The organism is Desulfobulbus elongatus DSM 2908, assembly GCF_000621145.1.
Classification (GTDB): domain Bacteria; phylum Desulfobacterota; class Desulfobulbia; order Desulfobulbales; family Desulfobulbaceae; genus Desulfobulbus; species Desulfobulbus elongatus.
The window spans coordinates 46,807-68,136 of record NZ_JHZB01000004.1 but is presented as its reverse complement, the minus strand read 5'-3'; the positions used below and the strand labels follow the sequence as shown (position 1 = coordinate 68,136).

18 protein-coding genes are annotated in these 21,330 nt (G+C 58.9%); 15 read left to right on the top strand and 3 right to left on the bottom strand.

Annotation, left to right across the window (positions count from 1 at the left end; all coding sequences use genetic code 11):
- Positions 1 to 116: 116 nt before the first annotated feature.
- From Q362_RS0103195 to Q362_RS23980, 4 genes are read left to right on the top strand one after another with little or no spacing between them, the layout of a single operon-like run.
- Positions 117 to 374 carry a sulfurtransferase TusA family protein gene (locus Q362_RS0103195; protein ID WP_028317509.1) on the top strand — a complete coding sequence of 86 codons (258 nt, stop codon included), beginning with the start codon at positions 117 to 119 and terminating at the stop codon, positions 372 to 374.
- A gap of 41 nt (positions 375 to 415) precedes the next feature.
- Positions 416 to 748 carry a hypothetical protein gene (locus tag Q362_RS0103190; RefSeq protein ID WP_028317508.1) on the top strand — a complete coding sequence of 111 codons (333 nt, stop codon included), beginning with the start codon at positions 416 to 418 and terminating at the stop codon, positions 746 to 748.
- A gap of 12 nt (positions 749 to 760) precedes the next feature.
- Entirely contained in the window at positions 761 to 1,108 is a 348-nt protein-coding gene (locus Q362_RS0103185) for a hypothetical protein (protein WP_028317507.1), read from the top strand.
- A 27-nt stretch (positions 1,109 to 1,135) separates the two neighbouring features.
- Positions 1,136 to 1,309, top strand: coding sequence for a hypothetical protein (locus tag Q362_RS23980; RefSeq protein ID WP_169737354.1), 174 nt, complete (start codon positions 1,136 to 1,138; stop codon positions 1,307 to 1,309).
- Between the two features lie 77 nt (positions 1,310 to 1,386).
- Here the strand turns inward: Q362_RS23980 and Q362_RS0103175 are convergent, their stop codons facing one another.
- Positions 1,387 to 2,499 (bottom strand): serine hydrolase domain-containing protein, encoded by a 1,113-nt coding sequence (locus tag Q362_RS0103175; RefSeq protein WP_028317506.1) that lies wholly within the window; start codon positions 2,497 to 2,499, stop codon positions 1,387 to 1,389.
- Between the two features lie 278 nt (positions 2,500 to 2,777).
- Between Q362_RS0103175 and dnaN the strand changes: the two genes are divergently transcribed.
- The 8 genes from dnaN to purU all read left to right on the top strand — a co-directional run bounded on the left by dnaN (position 2,778) and on the right by purU (position 13,840).
- The gene (gene dnaN / locus Q362_RS0103170) at positions 2,778 to 3,908 is read left to right on the top strand and encodes a DNA polymerase III subunit beta (RefSeq protein ID WP_028317505.1); all 1,131 of its coding nucleotides are present in this window, start codon (positions 2,778 to 2,780) and stop codon (positions 3,906 to 3,908) included.
- Positions 3,909 to 3,943: 35 nt separating this feature from the next.
- On the top strand, positions 3,944 to 6,355 hold the full coding sequence (gyrB, locus tag Q362_RS0103165) for a DNA topoisomerase (ATP-hydrolyzing) subunit B (RefSeq protein WP_028317504.1): 2,412 nt from the start codon (positions 3,944 to 3,946) through the stop codon (positions 6,353 to 6,355).
- A gap of 50 nt (positions 6,356 to 6,405) precedes the next feature.
- On the top strand, positions 6,406 to 8,898 hold the full coding sequence (gene gyrA / locus Q362_RS0103160; protein ID WP_028317503.1) for a DNA gyrase subunit A: 2,493 nt from the start codon (positions 6,406 to 6,408) through the stop codon (positions 8,896 to 8,898).
- Positions 8,891 to 9,907: an NAD(P)H-dependent glycerol-3-phosphate dehydrogenase gene (locus Q362_RS0103155; protein WP_035215401.1), complete on the top strand. Its 1,017-nt coding sequence runs from the start codon at positions 8,891 to 8,893 to the stop codon at positions 9,905 to 9,907. The genes gyrA and Q362_RS0103155 overlap by 8 nt, the downstream gene beginning before the upstream one ends.
- Positions 9,908 to 10,020: 113 nt before the next feature.
- The gene (locus Q362_RS0103150; protein WP_028317501.1) at positions 10,021 to 10,674 is read left to right on the top strand and encodes a rubredoxin-like domain-containing protein; all 654 of its coding nucleotides are present in this window, start codon (positions 10,021 to 10,023) and stop codon (positions 10,672 to 10,674) included.
- Between the two features lie 132 nt (positions 10,675 to 10,806).
- Positions 10,807 to 11,307: a rubrerythrin family protein gene (locus tag Q362_RS0103145; RefSeq protein ID WP_028317500.1), complete on the top strand. Its 501-nt coding sequence runs from the start codon at positions 10,807 to 10,809 to the stop codon at positions 11,305 to 11,307.
- Positions 11,308 to 11,430: 123 nt separating this feature from the next.
- Entirely contained in the window at positions 11,431 to 12,744 is a 1,314-nt protein-coding gene (locus Q362_RS0103140; RefSeq protein WP_028317499.1) for a hypothetical protein, read from the top strand.
- Between the two features lie 238 nt (positions 12,745 to 12,982).
- On the top strand, positions 12,983 to 13,840 hold the full coding sequence (purU, locus tag Q362_RS0103135; RefSeq protein WP_028317498.1) for a formyltetrahydrofolate deformylase: 858 nt from the start codon (positions 12,983 to 12,985) through the stop codon (positions 13,838 to 13,840).
- 24 nt (positions 13,841 to 13,864) lie between these two features.
- Here the strand turns inward: purU and Q362_RS0103130 are convergent, their stop codons facing one another.
- On the bottom strand, positions 13,865 to 14,158 hold the full coding sequence (locus Q362_RS0103130) for a DUF7352 domain-containing protein (RefSeq protein ID WP_028317497.1): 294 nt from the start codon (positions 14,156 to 14,158) through the stop codon (positions 13,865 to 13,867).
- Positions 14,159 to 14,321: 163 nt separating this feature from the next.
- On the opposite strand from Q362_RS0103130, the gene Q362_RS0103125 reads away from it, so the two are divergent.
- The 3 genes from Q362_RS0103125 (at position 14,322) to Q362_RS0103115 (ending at position 19,180) form a co-directional block, all read left to right on the top strand.
- On the top strand, positions 14,322 to 15,611 hold the full coding sequence (locus Q362_RS0103125; protein ID WP_028317496.1) for a hemolysin family protein: 1,290 nt from the start codon (positions 14,322 to 14,324) through the stop codon (positions 15,609 to 15,611).
- Positions 15,612 to 15,640: 29 nt separating this feature from the next.
- Positions 15,641 to 17,137: a serine hydrolase gene (locus tag Q362_RS21950; RefSeq protein WP_051553560.1), complete on the top strand. Its 1,497-nt coding sequence runs from the start codon at positions 15,641 to 15,643 to the stop codon at positions 17,135 to 17,137.
- Between the two features lie 150 nt (positions 17,138 to 17,287).
- The gene (locus Q362_RS0103115; protein WP_028317494.1) at positions 17,288 to 19,180 is read left to right on the top strand and encodes a transketolase C-terminal domain-containing protein; all 1,893 of its coding nucleotides are present in this window, start codon (positions 17,288 to 17,290) and stop codon (positions 19,178 to 19,180) included.
- Between the two features lie 153 nt (positions 19,181 to 19,333).
- Here Q362_RS0103115 and Q362_RS0103110 read toward each other — a convergent pair whose 3' ends face one another.
- A complete protein-coding gene (locus Q362_RS0103110) occupies positions 19,334 to 21,271 on the bottom strand; it encodes a phosphoenolpyruvate carboxykinase (GTP) (protein ID WP_028317493.1) in 1,938 nt (645 codons plus the stop codon).
- Positions 21,272 to 21,330: the final 59 nt, after the last annotated feature.

Sequence of the window (21,330 nt, the reverse complement as noted above, 5' to 3'; positions counted from 1 at the left end):
CAGCCCTTCCGCCCGGTGTTTCTATCTTGACAACCTAATTTTTTATCTATAATCTAAATCGTCTTTTTTCATGTAAAAACGGTCTTGCCAAAAAGTATTTTCTTAAGGAGAACACGATGAGTGACGTAAAAGTAGCACCTGAAGGTCTGGCTGTCGCTTTGGTTTTGGACGCACGGGGATTGAGCTGCCCCATGCCGCTGCTGCGGACCAAGAAGGAGATCGGTAAAATCAAGTCCGGTGAGATTCTGCACATCCAGGGAACCGATCCGGGCTCCCGCAACGATATCCCCGGCTGGTGCGATCGCGCCGGCCACGAGTATCTTGGCGAGAAGGAAGAGGCTGGCTACATGAGCTTTTTTATCAAAAAAGGATGATGGTTCCATCTCCACAATCCTTTTGAAGGAGGAAAAAGCCAATGGCTGCCGATCCGAATAAACTTGGGATTTTCGTTACCTCTCCGCAACACATGCGCCACATCCTGGGCATCGCCAAGGCTGCGGTGCGCGCCGGCAAGAAGGTTATGGTTTTCTTTACCTTCAAGTCCATCCATCTGACGAAAAATCCTCAATTCTACGAATTGACCCAACTGTGCGCCGTCGAAGACATCGCCATTTGCGCCGACAGTTACATCTGTGAAGGATTTGACAACGTCAACGATGTTCCCCGCGGTCTGATCGACAAGCAGATGCGGACCCAGGCTTTCCATGGCGCCATTCTCGACGAATGTGCCAAATATATCGTCATGTAAGGAGATGCGGAAATGGAATCATTGAAAGTGTACATCCTGATCGCCAACCGTGTTTACAATGACGGTATTCGTTCGGGCCTGGGTCTTGCCGTGGAAAATCACTACGCCTATCCCGTGATCATGAATGGCGAGTTTCCTCGTTTTTCCAACTACATGTCGGAAAACATCGCCTGGATTGCCGATATGGAGGGCCAAGTGTTCAGCTGCGGCGCCGAAGCGCCCACCGATCTGCCCGAGGGAACAGAAATCGCCAACATCTCCCTGGAAGAATTGGGCGAGCAAATGCGAGAGGCCGATTTCATCATTCCGTATGGTCTTCCCAAGCAATCCCATGAGCCGCCGGCGGCTTGTAGCGAATAACAGCGAACACTCTGGAGTGATGACGCCATGAAAATATTGCAAGTCTACAAATCCGAACCCACCGAGGATGTCAAAAAATTGGTTGAGATTCTCAATCGCGATCGTGATGCCGACGAATTCAAGTTGTATATCGGTGAGCCGAACTACGACATTCTGGTCCAGAAAATTTTTGCCAACGACAAAACCGTTTGCTGGTGGTGATATCAAAAACCGCCGCTAAGGATCGTACCCCTGCCATTGCATGAATGGCAGGGGTTTTTTTGCGCCGCTTGTTGTGGCTATGCAATTCCGCTTTTTTCCAGAAGATAGTCGTGAAAGAAGGGCCGGAATTGCCGAATCTTTACATTCTCCCTCGACGGATGAACCCTGTTGGTCAGGAGCACCACGATCAATTCCCGTTCCGGATCCATCCAAAACGAGGTGCCGGTGAAGCCCAAATGACCCACGCTGCGGGGTGAAAAATACCGGCCGCTGCTTGATTGACCAGGCGTTGGTCGATCAAAGCCAAGCGACCACTGGCCCGAGTTGCTGCGCCACTCGAAGGCAAACCGCAGAAGATCGTTGGAAAAGGCAGGATGGCGTCCCTTCTCCAGCCAGCAATCCAGCAAACTCTCGCACACGCGCAACACGCTTGCCGCCGTGCCGAACAGGCCGGCATGGCCGGCCACGCCGCCCATGAGCCAGCAATGCTCGTCGTGCACCTCGCCTTGCAGCAGTTTGTGCCGCCACGGGCACGCTTCTGTGGCGGCCATCGCCTCCCGTTCATGCTCTCCTACCGTGCCAACCGGCAAAAAGAGGAGCCGCCGGTCCAATGCCAATGGTTCGGTTATATTCCGACAGAAAAACCGGTCGAGCGAGTGCCCGGTTTTCAGTTCAACGAGCCGTCCCAAAAGAATGAAGCCGAGATCGCTGTACAGGCTGGTGGACCCTGGCGGATACGCCAGCGGTTCGGCAAGGATTTTGTCCAGAAGACCGGGAATATTGTTCCGGGTGGCGTGCGGCGCAAACTCTAGAAAATAAGGATGATAGGCCGGCAGCCCTGACGCATGCCGAAGGATATCTCGGATGGTTATCCCGGCCTTCTCAGCGGGAAGAGCGGGGTCGAACAGGGAAAGACAGGGATCGCTCCAGGCCAGGCGCCCGGCATCAATGAGTGCAAGAATGCTGAGTGTGGTGCAAAGCGGCTTGGTCAGCGACGCCAGATCGAACAAGGTGGTTTCGTTTACCTTCCTGATGGCATGATCGGATCTGGTTATCCCGCCACCGAAAAAACCTCGATATCTTACCTTCTTTTTCACCACGCTGACCGCAGCCGAGATCCCGGAACAGACCCCCTCCGCCAATCCTCGTTCAGAGGCTGCCTTGAGGGCAATATTTAATTGATTTTTCATCGTTTCATCAGACGTGATTCGCTATTATTTGTTTGATATTTGGGGTGTTTTCGAGTAGATTGGCTGCTCAACGTGTTAATAAAATTGTTAAAAATATGTTCAGGATCGAGTTGAAAAATTCGATTCGTCCTTCCCGACCGCTTCTCAGCAACGAACGAGTTGAGAAACCACACGAGTACCAACAATAAAATATATAAAAAAACGAATAGTTATTTTGTTATTCAACAATCCCACACCCATAACACCAACAACAAAATATCTATAAAAGGAATAGTCTTATGGCCTTCCAATTCAATGTGAGCAGAGACGATCTTCTTCGAGCCATCAGCGCTCAACAAAATATAACAAGCAAAAAAGGGACATTGGCTATTTTAGCCAACGTTCTCCTTGATGTCAGGCCCGATCATGTCGTCCTGACCGGCACTGATCTGGAAATCGGACTCAAGCAAACCATACCGGCCGAGGTTTTCGAAACCGGAATATTGACCCTGCCGGCGAAAAAGCTATTCGAACTGGCTCGCGAATCCGGAACCACGTCAATCAGCTTCAAGGAGCTGGACAATCATTGGGTTGAAATAAGCGCCGGTTCCAGTCTGTACCGATTGGCCGGCATGGTGGCTGATGAGTTTCCACAGTTTCCAGCCTACGATGAAGGGAACATGATTCGCATCGAGAGCGAAATTCTGGCCGATCTTATCGATAAAACAATTTTTTCCATCGCCCAGGATAAGGAAAACATGTTCACCCTCACCGCGGCCCTGTTGCAGAAGGTGAAGAAGGACGATCAGTTGTTCCTGAAAATGATCACCTCGGACGGACATCGCCTGACCATCATGACCAAGGAAATTGACAATAACCTCGATGGCCTGCACCTGAATCCCCTTACGCTCATTCCGCGAAGGGGCGTGCAGGAAATACGGAAGTTTTGCGACAATAAGACAACATTTTCCTTTGGCATCGAGGAAAAACAGGCGGTTTTGAAAAGCGACGATTCCCTGCTCATTGTTCGTCTGCTGGAAGGAGATTTTCCTGACTTTCAGGGATTACTGAACGTGTTGTCAAAAGATAATTCCATCTATATCGATCGACTGCGTTTTCTTGAGGGATTGAAACGCATCAATCTGTTTACCGAAGATCTCTTTCATGCCATAAAAATTGATATTCAGGAAAACAAGATGATCCTTACTTCGCAAAACGCGGATTTTGGTTCAGCCAAGGATGAATTTGACGTCGACTATTCCGGAAGTCCTCTTTCCCTGGGATTCAACTGTCGATATTTTATAGAAAGTCTCCAAGCCATGGAAGGAACAACCATCACCGCAAGTATCAATAATCAGGAAAGTCCATGCATGATCACCTCTGAGGAGGATGTCGGTTTTCTCAGCGTGATCATGCCGATGAAAATCTGATTTCTTTTGTTTTTACAATCGCAAGAAGGAACAAAGTGAAGGACCAAGCAAAAAACTCCTACGGAGCGGAACAGATAAAGGTTCTGGACGGTCTGGAGGCCGTCCGCAAAAGACCCTCCATGTACATCGGCAATACCGCCTCGGAAGGATTGCACCATCTCATCTACGAGGTGGTCGACAATTCCATCGACGAGGCCTTGGCCGGCTTCTGTTCGACAATCAGTATCGTCATCCACGAAGACAATTCCGTGACCGTGGAGGACAACGGCCGGGGTATTCCGGTGGATATGCATCCCACCGAACAGATGTCGGCCCTGGAATTGGTGATGACGACGCTGCACGCAGGTGGCAAGTTCGATCATTCCACCTACAAGGTCTCCGGCGGTCTGCACGGCGTCGGCGTTTCGGTGGTCAACGCCCTGAGCGTCCGCACCGTGGCCGAAGTGAAGCGCAACGGCAAGATCTACCGGCAAAGCTATGAATACGGCATCCGGGTCAGCGATTTGGAAGTCATCGGTGAAAGCAGCCAGACCGGTACGACCATCTTCTTCAAGCCCGATCCGGGAATATTTGCAGAAACAACAGAATTTCAGTATGAAATCGTCAAAAACCGGATGCGGGAGCTGGCCTTTCTTAACAAAAACATCCGCATCACCCTCAAGGATGAACGGGACGGCGCCGAGGACGATTTTTACTTTGACGGCGGCATCGTCTCCTATGTCGAATACTTGAACCGCAACCGTACCTGCATCCATCCCGCGCCCATTCTGATTTCCGGAGAACGGGACAGTGTGCAGGTCGACATCTGCTTTCAGTATTTCGACGGTTATTCCGAACGTCTTTTTTCTTTTGTCAACAATATCAACACAAAAGAAGGCGGGTCCCATGTAGCCGGTTTCAGAGCCGCCCTGACCAAATGCATCAATCGCTATGCCAGCGACGATGTGGTGCCCAAACATCTCAAGGAGAAGATGGGGGGCGACGACGTCCGCGAGGGCCTGACCTGCGTCATCTCGGTCCGGGTGCCCAATCCCCAGTTCGAGGGCCAGACCAAGACCAAACTGGGCAATTCGGAAGTCAAGTCCATCGTCGAATCGATCTGCAACGAAAGATTAGGGGCCTACCTGGAGCAGAATCCGGCAGTAGCCCGCGGCATTCTCAGCAAGGCGGTGGAGGCGGCACGTGCCCGGGAAGCCGCCCGCAAGGCCCGCGATCTGTCGCGCAAGAAAGGTAGCCTGTCGGTGCTGATGGCGGGCAAGCTCGCCGAGTGCCAAAGCAAGGTTCCCGCCGAACGCGAACTGTTCATCGTCGAGGGCGATTCGGCAGGCGGCTCGGCCAAGCAGGGCCGCGACCGCTCGATTCAGGCCATTTTGCCCCTGCGCGGCAAAATCATGAACGTGGAAAAGGCGCGGTTCGACAAAATTCTCAGTTCCGAAGAAATCAAACAGTTGGTGGCCTCACTGGGAACCGGTATCGGCAACGAGGAATTCGACCTCGAGAAGCTCCGGTACCACAAGATCATCATCATGACCGATGCCGATGTCGACGGCGCCCATATCCGCACACTGTTGCTCACCTTTTTCTATCGGCAGATGCTGCCGCTCATCGAAAACGGGCATGTCTACATCGGACAGCCGCCACTCTACCGGCTGGGCAAGGGAAAAAAAGAGCAGTATTTTCTCAACGACGAGGCCCTGAACACCTACCTTTATTCCCAGGCGAGCCAATTGATGCGCATTCAGACGGATCAGGGCATGATGATCGCCGAAGCCGACATGGTGCAGGTGCTGCGCAGACTTTCCGCCTTCGACAAGGTTCTGCTTTATCTGGAACGGCTGAATATCCCCGAACAACTGGTGCTGCTGCTGCTCGAACACGATGTCCATTCCGCCCGGCAGTTCGAGGAGCGGGCCTTTGTCGAACACCTGGCCTCCCAGTTGTCCGGCCGCGGTGTCAAGGTCGGAGCCCTTCGCTCCTGCCCGTGGCGTCCGGCCTGCATGGAATGCGAAGTGGTCATGCAGGGACAGGGGCACATGACCACGACCCTCGGGCCGAACATCCCCCTGATCAACGAATACCGGCACGCCCTGGAGTTGTACAAGAGCATCAGACCGTACCTGACCGCCGTTTTCACGGTGACAAGGACCGCGGCCGCCGGTCAGGAAACCACCCTGACCGCGGACGACTGGCGGCGGCTGATCGAGCTGGTGCGCGAGGAGACCTTCAAGGGTAGCCATCTGCAACGATACAAGGGATTGGGCGAGATGAATCCGGAACAGCTGTGGGATACGACCATGAATCCCGCCAACCGGACCCTGATCCAGGTCAGGATCGACGATCTGGAACAGACCGACGATCTGTTCACCACCCTCATGGGCGACAAGGTCGAACCTCGGCGCGATTTTATCCAGAATCACGCCCTTGAGGTCGCCGACCTCGATATCTGACCGTAGTTCGTCGTCTCTCCCCCTCTGAAAGAATTGCTCAGGAAGTAACAATGACGGAACATTCAACGGAAAGCGACCAGCAACCGGCCATCGCCATCTCCAGGGAACTGCGGAAATCGTACCTGGACTATGCCATGTCGGTCATCATCGGCCGGGCCCTGCCCGATGTCCGCGATGGCCTGAAGCCGGTCCATCGCCGTACCCTCTTCGCCATGCGCGAGCTGGGCAACACCTACAACCGGCCCTACATCAAATCGGCCCGCATCGTCGGCGATGTCATCGGTAAGTACCATCCCCACGGCGACACCGCCGCCTACGACACCCTGGTGCGCATGGCCCAGGATTTCTCCATGCGCTACCCCCTGGTGGACGGCCAGGGCAACTTCGGTTCCATGGACGGCGACTCGGCCGCGGCCATGCGCTATACCGAAGCGCGCATGACCCGGCTCGACCAGGAGCTGGTGGCCGATCTCGACAAGGAAACGGTCGATTTCGTCCCCAACTACGACAATTCCCTGCAGGAACCCTCGGTTCTGCCCTCCAGGATCCCCAATATCCTGATCAACGGTTCGGAAGGCATCGCCGTGGGCATGGCCACCAAGATCCCGCCGCATAACCTGACCGAGGTGATCGACGGCCTGATCACCCTGGTGGACAATCCCGAGATCACGGTGCATCAGCTGATGGAGATCGTCACCGGCCCGGATTTTCCCACCGGCGGTTTCATCTGCGGCCGGGCCGGAATCCGCGAGGCCTACGAGACCGGCCGCGGCGTGATCGTCATCCGTTCCAAGACTCATGTCGAGCAGCGCGGCGCCCACGGCGAGTCGATCATCATCACCGAGATCCCCTTCCAGCAGAACAAGGCGGCCCTGGTGGAAAAGATCGCTCTCTTGATCAAGGAGAAACGGATCACTGCGATTGCCGACATCCGCGACGAGTCGGACCGCCACGGCGTGCGGGTGGTGCTCGATCTGCGCACCAACGAGATCCCGGAGGTGGTCATCAACCAGTTGTACAAGATGACGCCGCTGCAAAAAAGTTTCGGCATCATTCTGCTGTGCATCGTCAACAACAGGCCGGAGATCCTCAATCTCAAGCAGATCCTCCAGCATTTTCTCGCCCACCGCAAAACCGTGGTGTACCGGCGCACCGCCTTTGAGTTGCGCAAGGCCGAGGAACGCGCCCACATCCTTCTCGGGCTGAAGATCGCCATCACCCACCTGGACGAGGTGGTCGAGCTGATCAAGGGATCGGCCAACCCCGGCGTGGCCAAGGAAGGATTGATCCGGCGCTTCGAACTCTCCGAGATCCAGGCCCAGACCATCCTCGACATGCGCCTGCAACGGCTCACCGGCCTGGAGCGCGACAAGATCGTCAGCGATTACAACGAGATCATCGAAAAGATCGCTTGGCTCAAGCAGGTGCTCAGCGACGACAACCTAGTGGTGCAGATCATCCGGGAGGAATTCGAGAAAATCCGCGAGGAATACGGCGACGGCCGCCGCACGGAAATCATCGACGCGCCGGACGAAATCCTGCCTGAGGACCTGATCGCGCCCGAGGAGATGGTGGTGACCGTCTCCCATTCGGGCTACATCAAGCGCAATCCGATCAATCTGTACCGGGCCCAGCGGCGCGGCGGCAAGGGCATCAAGGGCATGGTCACCCTGGATGATGATTTCGTCACCAGCCTCTACACCGCCTCCTCCCTCGACACCTTCCTGTTTTTCACCAACAGGGGCCGGGTGTTCTGGCGCAAGGTCTACGAGCTGCCGCTGGCCGGCCGCACCGCCCGGGGCAAGGCCATCATCAACCTGCTGGAGTTGGGCGAAGGGGAAAAGGTGGCGGCCATCCTGCCGGTCGCCGATCTGGTCAACATGGACGATAGCGTCTCGGTGCTCACGGTCACTAAGCTGGGCCGGGTGAAAAAGACCTTCATTTCCGAGTACAAACGGCCGATTCGCAAGGGCAAGTTTGGCCTGACCATCCGCGACGACGATGAAATTCTTTCCGCCGCCATCACCAGCGGCAACGACGAGATCATTCTGGTCACCAAAAAGGGCTTGTCGATTCATTTTCATGAAAACCAGGTGCGCACCATGGGACGGCTGGCGGCCGGGGTCAAGGGGATCAGCCTGGGTGAAGGCGACGAGGTGGTGGGAGTTGCTGTTCTGCAGAACGACGATTCCATCCTCACGATCACGGAAAACGGCTACGGCAAGCGCACGGCCGTGGCTGAATATCCGCTCCAGAGCCGGGGCGGCAAGGGCGTGTTCACCATCAAGACCAGCGAGCGCAATGGCAACGTGGTCGGCGTTCTCGCCGTGGACGACGACGATCAGGTGATGCTGGTCGCCAATTCCGGCAAGATCATCCGCACGCCCATGGACACGGTCCGGATCATCGGCCGTAATACCCAGGGCGTCCGCATGATCAACCTGGAGGAGGGTGAGTTTGTGGTCGACATGTCCATGCTGGCCAGGGAAGAAGGTGTCGATGGCGACGACGACGGCTTTGTCGAGGAGGAAGACGATGAATAAAATCGCGATGATCGGCGCCGGCAGCTGGGGCACCGCCCTGGCGCTGCTGCTCACCCGCAAGGGGATTCCGGTTGCGCTCTGGGACCGGGATGCGGATCATGTCGCCCGCCTGGCCACGGACCGGGAAAACAGGCGCTACCAGCCCGGTCACCCCTTTCCCGACAACCTGCGAGTCACCGCTTCCCTGGCCGAGGCGGTCGAGGATGCCGAATGCGTGGTGATGGTGGTACCCTCCCACGGTTTCCGGGCGGTGTACCGCGAGGTCTTTCCTCTGTTGCCCGAGGGCGCCCTGATGGTGTCCGCGGTCAAGGGTATCGAGATCGATTCCGGCATGACCATGACCCAGATCATGCAAGCCGAGAGCGGAGAGACGAAACACCTGCATTTCGGGGTATTGAGCGGCCCCAGCTTCGCTGCCGAGGTCGCCGAGCGGCAGCCCACGGCGATCACCGTGGCCTTTGCCGACACGCAGGCGGCGGCAACGGTGCAGCGGTTGTTCTCCACGGAGTATTTCCGGGCCTACACCTCCTGCGACGTCATCGGCCTGGAGATCAGCGCGGCCATGAAAAACGTGATCGCCATCGCGGCCGGCATCTGCGACGGTCTCAACTACGGCCTCAACACCCGCGCCGCGCTCATCACCCGCGGTCTGGCGGAAATCACCCGCCTGGGGGTGGCCATGGGAGGCGAGCCCCAGACCTTTGCCGGTTTGGGTGGCCTGGGCGATCTGGTGCTGACCTGCACCGGCAATCTCAGCCGGAACCGGACCGTGGGCTTGAAACTGGGCTCCGGGAAAAGTCTGGAGCAGGCCCTGAGCGAGATGAAGATGGTGGCCGAAGGGGTCAAGACCACGAAATCCTGTTACAAGCTGGCCGCGGATCTGCGGGTGGAAATGCCCATCCTCGAACAGATGCACCAGATCCTCTATCACGACAAACGGTGCCAGGATGCGGTGGTCGAACTGTTTCAGCGGGATCTGAAACGGGAAGCCGATATGGTGTGCCGGTGACGGTTGGCCGCATGGTGCAGGAGGGGGCAGCGAGTTCGGTGAACAAAAGCGGGTGAGGTGCTGTCAGCGCGGTGAGCGAGCCGAACCCAGGAAACTTCCATGGAGGTCCAGTCATGAAAAAATGGGAATGCACGGTCTGCGGTTATATCCATATCGGTGATGAGCCACCCGACGAATGTCCGGTGTGTGCGGCCGATAAGAGCCAATTCGTCGAGGTGATTGAGGAGACTCCAGCCACCGGGACGACCGAGACGGCAGCTGTGGAGCAGGAGGAACCAATTCCACCGCAACCCGCATCCCCGCCATCCCTGCTCGTTAAAATCTATACGCTGGCCTCGGCGCTCATTGTCAAACACCATCTCCACCCGATCATGGTCCACACCCCCAACGGGATCGTGCCGATGGCGCTGATCTTCATGCTGATCACAACCTGGTTCGCTCTGCCGCTTTTCGAAACCGCCGCCCTGTTCAGCCTGGTGTTTGTCCTGATTTCCATGCCGCTGGTCCTGTTCACGGGGTATGTGATGTGGCAACAGCGGTACCGCGGCGCCCTCACCTCCATCTTCAAAATCAAGATCGGCGCCTCGATCGCGACCGTCATCCTTCTGCTGACCCTGATCATCTGGCGGGCTGTTCAGCCGGACATCGTCACCACGGCTTCAACCGGGCGGTGGGTCTTTCTGGGCGGGGCTCTTCTCCTGGTCGGCTGCGTGGGTATTGCCGGTCATTATGGTGGAAAGCTGGTCTTTGGTTCCCGGAAAGATTGATGAAAATTATGATAAACAATACCAAATGGTTTTTATTCTTGTTTACACTTGCCCCATGCGCCGGCTTGGGGTATCTTTGTGTCGATACAACCGGACAATGAACCACCAACACAATTACCATGGAGGAATACAATGCCCACGACCAAAGACAATTTGAAAGAAGCGTTTTCCGGGGAGAGTCAAGCGAACCAGAAGTATCGCGCCTTTGCCAAGAAGGCGGAAAAGGACGGCTTTGCCAACATCGCCAAGCTGTTCAGAACCACCGCTGAGGCCGAACGGATCCATGCGGAAGGGCACCTCAAGGCCCTGGACATGATCGCGTCCACAGCCGAAAACCTGCAGGCGGCCATTGACGGGGAAACCTACGAGTTTACCGAAATGTACCCGCCGATGGTCGAGATGGCCGTGGCCGACGGCCACAAGGCGAAAACCATGTTCAAGTTCGCCGTCGATGCCGAGGCGGTCCACGCCAAGATCTACGCCAAAGCCCTGGAGGCGGTGAAAAAAGGAGTGGACCTTGATGTCAGCGAATTCTATCTCTGTCCGGTGTGCGGCTACATCGAGCTGGGATCGGCGCCGGAAAAATGTCCGATCTGCGGGGCCAAGCAGACGATTTTCGAGCAGGTCGCCTGACTCCTGGGTGAGAAGGGGCGTCGTCGGTCATCCCTCTCACCCGTACACGTTTCTCCGACATACTCCCCGGGGAGTGGTCCGCCCCTTCGACGGCGCCACTCCCCCCCCATTTCCTGCCCGTCCATGAGCCTTCTCGACCAACATTCCGTTTTTTCAACCATGCTTCAGGACGGCCCCTTTGCCGTTGGCGACATCCCGCCCCTGGCCCATCATTCCTTTTCCCGAAAAACCAAGGCATGGGTGAAGGAAATTCATGGCAACCAGGTGCTCAAGACCAAATACCGTTCGGTACGCAACCAGATCTTCGATCTGCTGGGCATTGCCAATTTCGACGAAATCCTGGCGCTGATCCATGACAAACGGCTGCGGGTCAAGGCGGCGGAACGGGCGCACCTGCTGCTCGGCAACATGTTCGCCATCGAGGGCGGCCAGGACGAGGTCATCCGGCAGCTCCACGAATATGCCCGCACCGCCGACGATGTCATCAGCTCGCTCCGGGCCAAGGTGCTGGCGCCCTACAGCGCCCACATCGAAACCACCAACGAGATCGTCACCGCCTGGGACCCGGTGGAACTGCTCCTGGCGCTGTTCGACGACCGGTATCACAGGAAGGCCCGGTTCGAGGCCAAGCGCAAACTGGCGCTGATGGGACTGGCCGGTTCCATCGACCAGAGGGAGCGGGAAACGAAAATCGCGGAAAAATTCCTCGGTTTTCTCAATTTTCTCAACGCTTTTGTCTGGAGCCCCGATTACCGGATCGGCGAGCTCGACATCCGCTACCTGCACAGCCGCCACCACCCGGACGATTTCAGTTGCACCTCGGTCAAGGTGCTGGCCGAAGACGAGGCCCGGTCGGTGGTTCCCGAAATCGGGGAAAAACTGACCCTGGTCAAGCGGCGACGATTCCGCGACAACGGCACCGATATTCCCATTTACGTCACCATCCGCAAGAAAGAGCCCTCAGCCAAGGTGCTCAAGCTCCTGCGCAAGAACGAGAAAAATCCGGCGGCGGCGGTGGACGACGAACTCGGCCTGATGGCCGTGCTCAATTCGGTCAACGACGTCAAGCGCTTCGTGCGCCACCTCACCCGGAGCGCGGCCAGGGCCGAATCGTTCATGACCCTGGAGGACATCTCCGACACCCTGACCGGCGGCGAATACCTGAGCAGCGCCACCGGCAGCTCGGGCAAGACCGCGATGCTCAAGTTCTTCGCCCGCACCGGCGGCATGCGCATCGAATTCATTCTGCACACCAACCGCTCCTACCTGAACTACATCTACCAGCGCGACGTGGCCCACGACGAATACGAAGTCAAGCGGATCTTCGATACCGGCGTGGTCGCCTTTCTCTTTCCGCCGGACATCTACCACCTCGACCTGGACGCAATCCGCGACCACCAACTGGCCTGGTTCCGCCGGCGGATCGAGGAAAACTGACCGATTTGCCGGATTCGTTCGCGGAAAACCGCCCCGGAACCCATTCGTTGCCGCGGTTCCAAGAAAAATTGCGGTCGCGGCTTGCGCATTCATCGGGAAAAATATATCTTGCGCACCGAATTGCAGACTGCCCGGCCCGATGGTTCCGTGACAAACGGCACGAAACCCTCACGAGGCCAGGGTATCCGTTCCCGATTTCCGTGCGCCCCGAGCCATGACCGCCATCCATTCCTCACAAATACCGGCCTCGGCCATCCTGCTGATCCACTGTCCCGACAGCAAGGGAATCGTGGCCACCGTCAGCGAGTTCATCTATACAAACAACGGCAATATCACCAATCTCGACCAACACGTCGATGTGGCCCGCCAGGTCTTTTTCATGCGGATCGAGTGGGAACTGGACAACTTCATCATTCCCGACGACAAGATCGGTGAATACTTCGACACCTTGATCGCCAGGAAATTCGACATGCAATGGCAACTGCACTTCTCCCACGAGGTGCCCCGTATGGCGGTGTTCGTCTCCAAACAGCCCCATTGCCTCTACGATATTCTTTCCCGCTGGAAATCCCAGGAAATCGAGGTGGCCATCCCCCTGATCATCAGCAACCATCCCGAACTCGAACCGGTGGCGCGCCAGTTCGGCATCGATTTCCATCTCTTCGCGATCAACGGTCACAACAAGGAGGAACAGGAACAGGAACAGTTGCGGCTGCTGGCGGAGCAGCAGATCGAGTTCATCGTCCTGGCCCGCTACATGCAGATTCTGTCGGCGGGGTTCATCAACCACTACAAGAACCGGATCATCAATATCCACCACTCCTTCCTTCCTGCCTTCCCCGGGGCCAAACCGTACCATTGCGCCTTTGAGCGCGGAGTGAAGGTCATCGGCGCCACCAGCCACTACGTCACCGAGGAGCTCGACGCCGGCCCGATCATCGCCCAGGACATCATCCGGGTCAGCCACGCCGATTCGGTGGAGGATCTGATCCGCAAGGGCAGGGACCTGGAAAAGGTGATCCTGTCCCGTTCGATCTGGCACCATCTGCAACGGCAGATCCTGGTCTATCAGAACCGGACCGTGGTTTTTTCCTGAAGCGTTCCGACTACGCCGTTCTTGTTATGGGGACTCCCCATCCGGAGGCGGCCCGGCCATTTCGAACAGGTGAAATTCGAGACTGCCCTCGTACACCATGAAGGAGCCGATATACCTTCCCGGATCGTCGGGCACGGCGGTGTTGGTGGTATAGATGCCCAGGTAGCGCTCCTGCGGCGGCATCTCCGGGTCCACCAGCGCCCAGAGCAGCGGTGCGTCGTCCCCCTTGGTCTGCACGGTGAGGACCTGGGCGCCCACGGGCATGGGAACGGACTGAATCCGGTTGGGGGTGAGTTCGAACTTCCAGATCGTTTTCATGCTGTGTTCCGCACTTCGATTTTTTTTAGGTCACCTGCTGTCAGGCGGTTGATGAGAAATTCGATTTTCAGGTATGATAGGAAAGACGGGTTACCGCCACCTCGCCCGCTCCGCGTTCGGCGGTGACGGCCTTTCTGTTTAACTCCACCGGATTGCCCACGCAATGGATATCCTCCTGCTGATCGTACTCGTCGTGCTCAACGGCGTGTTTGCCATGGCGGAAATAGCGATCATTTCCGCCCGGGATGTCCGCCTGCGCAAGCTGGCGGACGAGGGCAGGCGCGGCGCCCGGGCCGCCCTGGCCCTCAAGAACAATCCAACCGTCTTCCTGTCCACCATTCAGGTCGGGATCACCATGGTGGGCATCCTCAGCGGTGCCATCGGCGAGAATGCGCTGGTATCCCCCATTGCGACCGCGCTCTCGGCAGTGCCGCTGTTCCAGCCGTATGCCCAGGCCGTCGCCCTCGGCCTGGTCGTCGTGGCGCTGACGTATTTTTCCGTGGTGCTCGGTGAACTGGTGCCCAAGAACCTGGGGCTGCTGCGACCCGAACAGACGGCGGCCATGATCGCGCCACCGATGAAGATGCTGTCCCGCGCCGTCAAGCCCCTGGTCTATTTTTTTTCCGTGTCCTCGGATGCGCTCCTGCGGGTTCTGGGTGCCGGCAAGCGGGAAGAGGCGTCGGTCACCAACGAAGAAATCAAAATATTGATGGAGCAGGGGGCCAATGCCGGGACGTTTCATGAAAGCGAGCGGCTGCTGGTCGCCAACGTCCTCCATCTGGACGAACAACCGGTGGCGGCGATCATGACCCACCGCCAGGACATCCAGATGCTCGACCTCACCAAGCCGGAGGCGGAAATCCGCCAATTCCTCGCCACCACCCCCTTTTCCCAGGTCGTGGTCTGCCGCGGCGGCCTGGACGAGGTGGCGGGGATGCTCCGCACCGCCGACCTGCTGAGCGCCGCCCTGGCCTGCAAACCGCTGGCGATCGAAGATCAGCTTCGCCCCCCCCTCTATGTTCCCGAATATGTGACCACGACGCAATTGCTGGAACAGTTTCGTAGGATGCGGCGGCCCTGCGCCCTGATCGTCGATGAATACGGCGATATTCAGGGATTGGTGACCCTGACCGATGTCCTGACCGCCATTGTCGGGGCGGTGCCCTCGGCCAAGCGGGAGGAGGAGGAATTCGTCAGACGGGAAGACGGTTCATGGCTGATCGATGGGGGGGTGCCCATCGAGCAGGTCAAAACGGTCCTGAAGATCGCACAGGAGCTGACCGGCGAAAAAAACAACACCTACCATACGCTGGCGGGGTTTGTCCTGCATGTGCTTGGCCGCATTCCCAGGGAAGCCGACCGGTTCGAGGAACACGGCTACCGGTTTGAGGTGGTCGACATGGACAACAACCGGATCGACAAAATATTGGCGACCCGTCTCGGGCCGTCCTGACGGGAGGAAAAGGGGGAAGGACCGGTATCATGCTGCACCGAGAAACGAACAGGGGGAAATCGCGCACCGCATGTCTGGGTTTGCTGGTCGTGGCGTTGCTGCTCGTGCTGGAGACGGCGGCTCTCGCGGCACAGCCCCGGCGATACGCGCTTGCCTACACCTGGGACGCGCAGCGGCAGCGGGTTCTCGACCATCGGCAGCGGATTGCCGCCCTGCTGGGGTTGAAGGCGGACACCCAGCTCAGGATCGTGGCACGGGAACAGGAGTACGGCCTTGTCTGGAACATCGACGCGCCGCTGGCGCAGGCGAAGAAACACGCCGAACAACAGAATGCACGCCTGCGGCGGTCGGGATTCAAGCTGGCGCAGGTCATTCCCGCGACTAGCTTTTCCGCCCTGTACCATGTCCGTGTGGGGCGAACGTCCCGCCCCGACGCCCTGCAGGCGGAGATCGTGCGGCTGAAAAAGGGGCTGGGAGCGCAGGCCGGGGAAAAACTGGCCATCGAAAAGATCGATTCCCGGTCCCATGCGATTGTCTACCGGGGCTGGGAAAAGAAAAAGGCGGCGCTGAAAAGCGCCCGCCTCATTGCCTCCCTGCTGCCCAAAACGAGTGGGGCCCCGGTTCTCATTGCCGCCGTGGACCGGCCGGCCGTTACGGCTGCCGCCACCGCTTCCCTGGCGCGCCCCCCGAAAAAGGCGGCCGGCCCGGTCAAGGCCCAGAAACAGGCGTCGCTCCGCCAGGAGGCCGAAACAGGGCTCAACGCCAAGATGGCCTCCATCCTGCGCGACGAGATCCGCAAGGCCAAACTGCAACCCCAGGTGCGAACCGGATGGGCGGCGTACGATCTCACCACCGACAGTTATCTGGTCAGCATCAACCTCGACCGGCCTTTCCAGGCGGCCAGCATGATCAAGCCGTTTGTCGCCCTGGCTTTTTTTCACCAGGTCGACAAGGGCAAGGCAACGTACACGCGGCAGCATCGCCAGATGATGGAGGCCATGATCCAGCACAGCAGCAACCCGGCAACCAACTGGTTCATCCGGCAACTCGGCGGTCCGGCCCGGTGCGAGGCCCTGTTGAAGAAGGAATACGGCCACCTGGTCGGCCAGATCAGGATCAGGGAATATATCCCCGCCAACGGGCGCACCTATCTGAACAGCGCGCAACCGTCCGGATACATACGCTTTCTGAAAGCGCTCTGGCACGGCCGGTTGCCGAACTCCAAGGAACTGCTGCGGGTGATGGCGCTGCCCGGCCCCGACCGCCTGGTCTACGGCGCCGATGTCCCCAACGGCACGAAGGTCTACAACAAGACCGGAACCACCGCGTTGCTGTGCGGCGACATGGGCATCCTGGTGGCGCGGGCCAAGGGCGGCCGCGCGGTCCCCTACGCGGTGGTCGGCATTGTCGAGCGGTCGAAGAAACCGGCGGACTACAAGCAATGGATGCGGACCAGCGGTGGCGTCATCCGCGATTTTTCCGCCCTCGTGTACGAAGAGATGAAACGGAAGCACGATCTCCCCTAGCCCGTCCCGTCCGTGCCCGGCGGCAAGATCATCCTTGCGTATTTTGGCATTTCTGTTATCTGTGCTGTACTTTTTCACCGTGGAACGAGCCGTCCCGATTCGACCCATTCCTGGCCCGTTCCTGGAACTTTTTCCCATCAGGAACCTGTTATGACTTTTCCCATTGATCTCTCGACCTACAGCGCCCTTCGGTTTTCCGCGACCCAGGAATCGATGACCGGGGAGCAGCGCGCCGCCCTGCAGGCCAACATCGACCTGGTGCGCGACAGCATCGTGTTCTTCACTGCCCTGGCCAATACCAAGGGGCTGGGCGGCCATACCGGCGGCGCCTACGACATCGTGCCCGAACTCCTGATCGCCGACGGCTTCATGAAGGGGACCGATGCCTGCTACCCGGTCTCTTTCGACGAGGCCGGCCACCGGGTGGCCATCCAATACATGATGGCGGTGCTCAACGGCTACAAGGCGCCCGAATCCCTGCTCCATTACCGCGAATTCGGCAAGGGCTTCTACGGGCATCCCGAGCGCAACGAGGCCGACGGCGTCTTTTTCAGCTCCGGCCGCCTGGGGCATTTGTGGAGCCATGTCAACGGCGTGGCCGAGGCCCATCCGGACAAGGCGGTGTTTCTCTTCGGCAGCGACGGCTCCCAGCAGGAGGGCGACGACGCCGAGGCGGCCCGCTACGCCGTGGCGAGAAAGCTGAACGTCAAGTTGCTGCTCGACGACAACGACGTCACCATCGCCGGCCATCCCAGCAGCTACATGCAGGGCTACGACCTGGCCCGCACCCTGGCCGGCCACGGCCTCGACGTCCAGGTCTGCGCCGGCGAGGATATTGACGGGCTCTTTGCCAGCATCCGCCGTGCCCTTGCCATCAAGGGACCGGTGGCGGTGGTGATCAAGCGGAAAATGGCGCCCGGCGTGGACGGGATCGAGGGACTGCCCAAGGGGCACGACGTCATCCCGGTGAGCATGGCCATCGACTATCTCACCTCCAGGGGCCGCGACGCGGCGGTGGCCCTGCTCAAGGAGCCGCCCACCAAGGCGGCCAAGGTCGAATACCGCGGCAGTACCGCCGAGCAGGCCAAGAACCGCGACGAGTTCGGTAAAATCATCAGCGATATCCTGGCCGGCATGGACAATCCCGCCGGCAGGGTGCTGGTGGTCGATTCCGACCTGGAAGGCTCCTGCGGCCTGCACCACATCCGCAAGAACTGCCCCGAGGTCTACGTCCACGGCGGCATCATGGAGCGCAACAACTTCTCGGTGGCCGCCGGTTTCGGGTCGACACCGGGCCGGCAGGGCATCTTCGGTACCTTCGCCGCCTTCCAGGAGATGGTCATCTCCGAAATCACCATGGCCCGGCTCAACCAGGCCAATGTCCTGGCCCATTTCTCCCATTCCGGGGTCGACGACATGGCCGACAACACCTGCCATTTCGGCATCAACAACTTCTTCGCCGACAACGGCCTGGCCGAGCACGACCGGACCCGCCTCTATTTCCCGGCCGACGCCCTGCAACTGCGGGCCATCCTCGCCACAGTCTTCGACGATCCGGGGCTGCGCTTCGTCTTCTCCACCCGCTCGGGCACCCCGTTCATCCTCGACGAGCAGGGCAACAGGCGCTTCGGTGACGGCTACGTTTTCAAGCGGGATACGGACGAGGTCATCCGCCGGGGAAGCGCCGGTTACATCGTGTCCTACGGCGAGATGCTCTACCGCTGTCTGCACGTGGTTGAGCTGCTCAAGGAGGAGGGCATCGACATCGGCCTGATCAACAAGCCGGTGCTCAATGTGGTGGACGAGGCCATGCTGGCCACCGTGGGCGCCAGCCCGATGGCCCTGGTGGTGGAGACTCAGAACGGCAAGACCGGCTTGGGCGTCCGCTACGGCACCTGGCTGCTGGAACGCGGCTTTGCGCCCAAATACGGCGCCATGGGCACCTGGAAGGACGGCGCCGGCGGCTTGTCCGAGCAGATCCCTTACCAGGGCCTGGGCATCGAGGCGATCATCGCCAGGGTGCGGCAGATGGTCAAGGACTGAGTACCGGCCAGGCGCGCTGCTTAACGCAGCGCGATCGATCAAAAAAACCGGAGTGCCGATGAGGCATCTCCGGTTTTTTTGTAGTTGATGCGGAAAAAAAGCCCCCGGCAGATTGCCGGGGGCTGGTCATCGGGTTGTTTCGGGAAGGCGGGGTTACGCCAGATCCTGGGGTTTGACGATGTCGCCCTTGGCGGCCTTGAGCGCCAGCAGGCCGGCCTTCTGTTCCCTGTAGACGGCGAACAGCCGGGGAGAAGCCCCCGGCTCCTTGCCCCAGGCGGCTTCCTGGAGATCGATCCGGGCGACGATGTTGTCGATGTACAGGGAAAACTGCATGGTGTAGAGCGATTCCGGGTAGGTTTTGTTGATCTTGTCCGTGAACAGCTTGTGCAGGTCCCCATATCTCGGGATCAGGCCGATCGGGGTTTCGATGGCCTGGACATCGCCGTGGGTGAACAGTTCGAGCCAGCCGAGCCAGACGTGGACATCCCGTTTCTCTCCCAGAAGGCCCGTGCCACTGCCGCCGCGTGCCTCGTGGGTGAGGAAGTAGTTGAGCCCGGCCATGATCGGCTTCTGGGTCATTTTGGGGTTGCCGTAGAAGGCGAACTGGGCGTCGAGGTAGTCGGCCAGCGGACCGGCGACAAAGGGGGTGTTGGCCCATGGCTGGCGGTTGACGCCGCTGGCGCCGATCTCGGCGGCGGTGGCCTTGGAAACGATGGAGGCGCCGATGGCCACGCCGGCATCCATGTTCCTGGCCACCCAGATGGGTGGCATGGTGTTGGCGTCGCGGCCGGAATAGGTGATGACCTTGATGACGATGCCGTTCGGGTCGGCGTTGACCGCCTTGTTGTGGTTGCCGACCGCCTCGGCCCTGAGGGTGCAGCGCGAGTTGGGATGCGACATGGGCACGCCGGCCATGTCCTTGGTCCACCTGCCCTGGAAATTGATCCCGCTTTCGGCAATCGGTTCGCCGTCGCCGGTCCAGCGGGGCTTGCCCTGCGGATCGACCAGGACGTTGGAGAAGATCACCTCGGCGCCCGGCTCGCGCAGGCACTGCATCAGAAAGGGGTCACCTTCCCGGTTGACGTCCTCGATGATCCCGAAAATGCCGCTTTCCGGATTGACCGCCCGCAGGGTGCCGTCTTCCCCGACCCACATCTGGGCGAGATCGTCGCCGATGAAGTCGCTGCCCACCATGGCGGTGGTGGTCTTGCCGCAGCCCGAGGGCGCCGCGCCGGCGAAAAAGGTGGTGCGGCCGCCGGGACCGGTCATGCCGGTGATGAACATGTGCTCCGAAAGCTCCTCGCCGTTGTGCTTGTACATGGCGCTGTCGGAGGCGAAACGGTGGTTGCCCTTCTTCATCAGGAGGGTGTTGCCGGCATAGGTGCAGAAAAAGGAAAAAGTGGTCTGCCAGCTCCGGTCCATGTAGATGCGCGCCTTGGGCACATCCTCGGACCGGTTCGTGCCCTCGGAATGGACATTGGTGAAGAATTCGCCGCGCCGGGCGACTTCGGCGTCGAAATCGGCGTAGCAGTTGCGGTAGAGCAATTCCGCCGAATGCATGACATAGGTGGAACTGGAGATCTCGATGGCCGGAATCGAGGCCCTGGCCCCCACCGGGCCGCGGCTGTAGAAGCCCACGTACATGGTCTTGCCGCGCATGATCCCGCGCATGTGCTCGTTGATATAGGCATGCGACCGCTCGCGCAGCTCCCTTTTGGCCAGCGAGGAAACCGCCTCGTCCGGGTTGGCGATGTAGAAGGTCTGGTCGACCATGCGGCCCTGGTCCTCGGGCAGGTCGAAATGGATGGTATGGCCGGGGATGGCCAGCGGTTGTTCTTCGCCTTTTTCCAGGCTCATCCGGCGAACGGCTGCGCAATCCTCGTCGCTGCCGGTGTGGATATAAATCCGGTCGGGGGCGCACATGGCAATGGCGTTGGCGATTTTCAACAGCGCTTCTTCGTTTGTGATCGCGGCGAGCCGTTGCAGATGTTCGCTGTCGAGCCGTTGCTCGAACAGCTTCCTGGCCTCGCCGATGGTTGTCATGCCGCCAATCGTTGATAAGATATCAACGCCCTGCTTGAACTCCAACATCCTGCCTCCGTGGATTTTCTCGTTGTTTGGGTGAAAACTGTGCTGCAACAGTTGTTTAC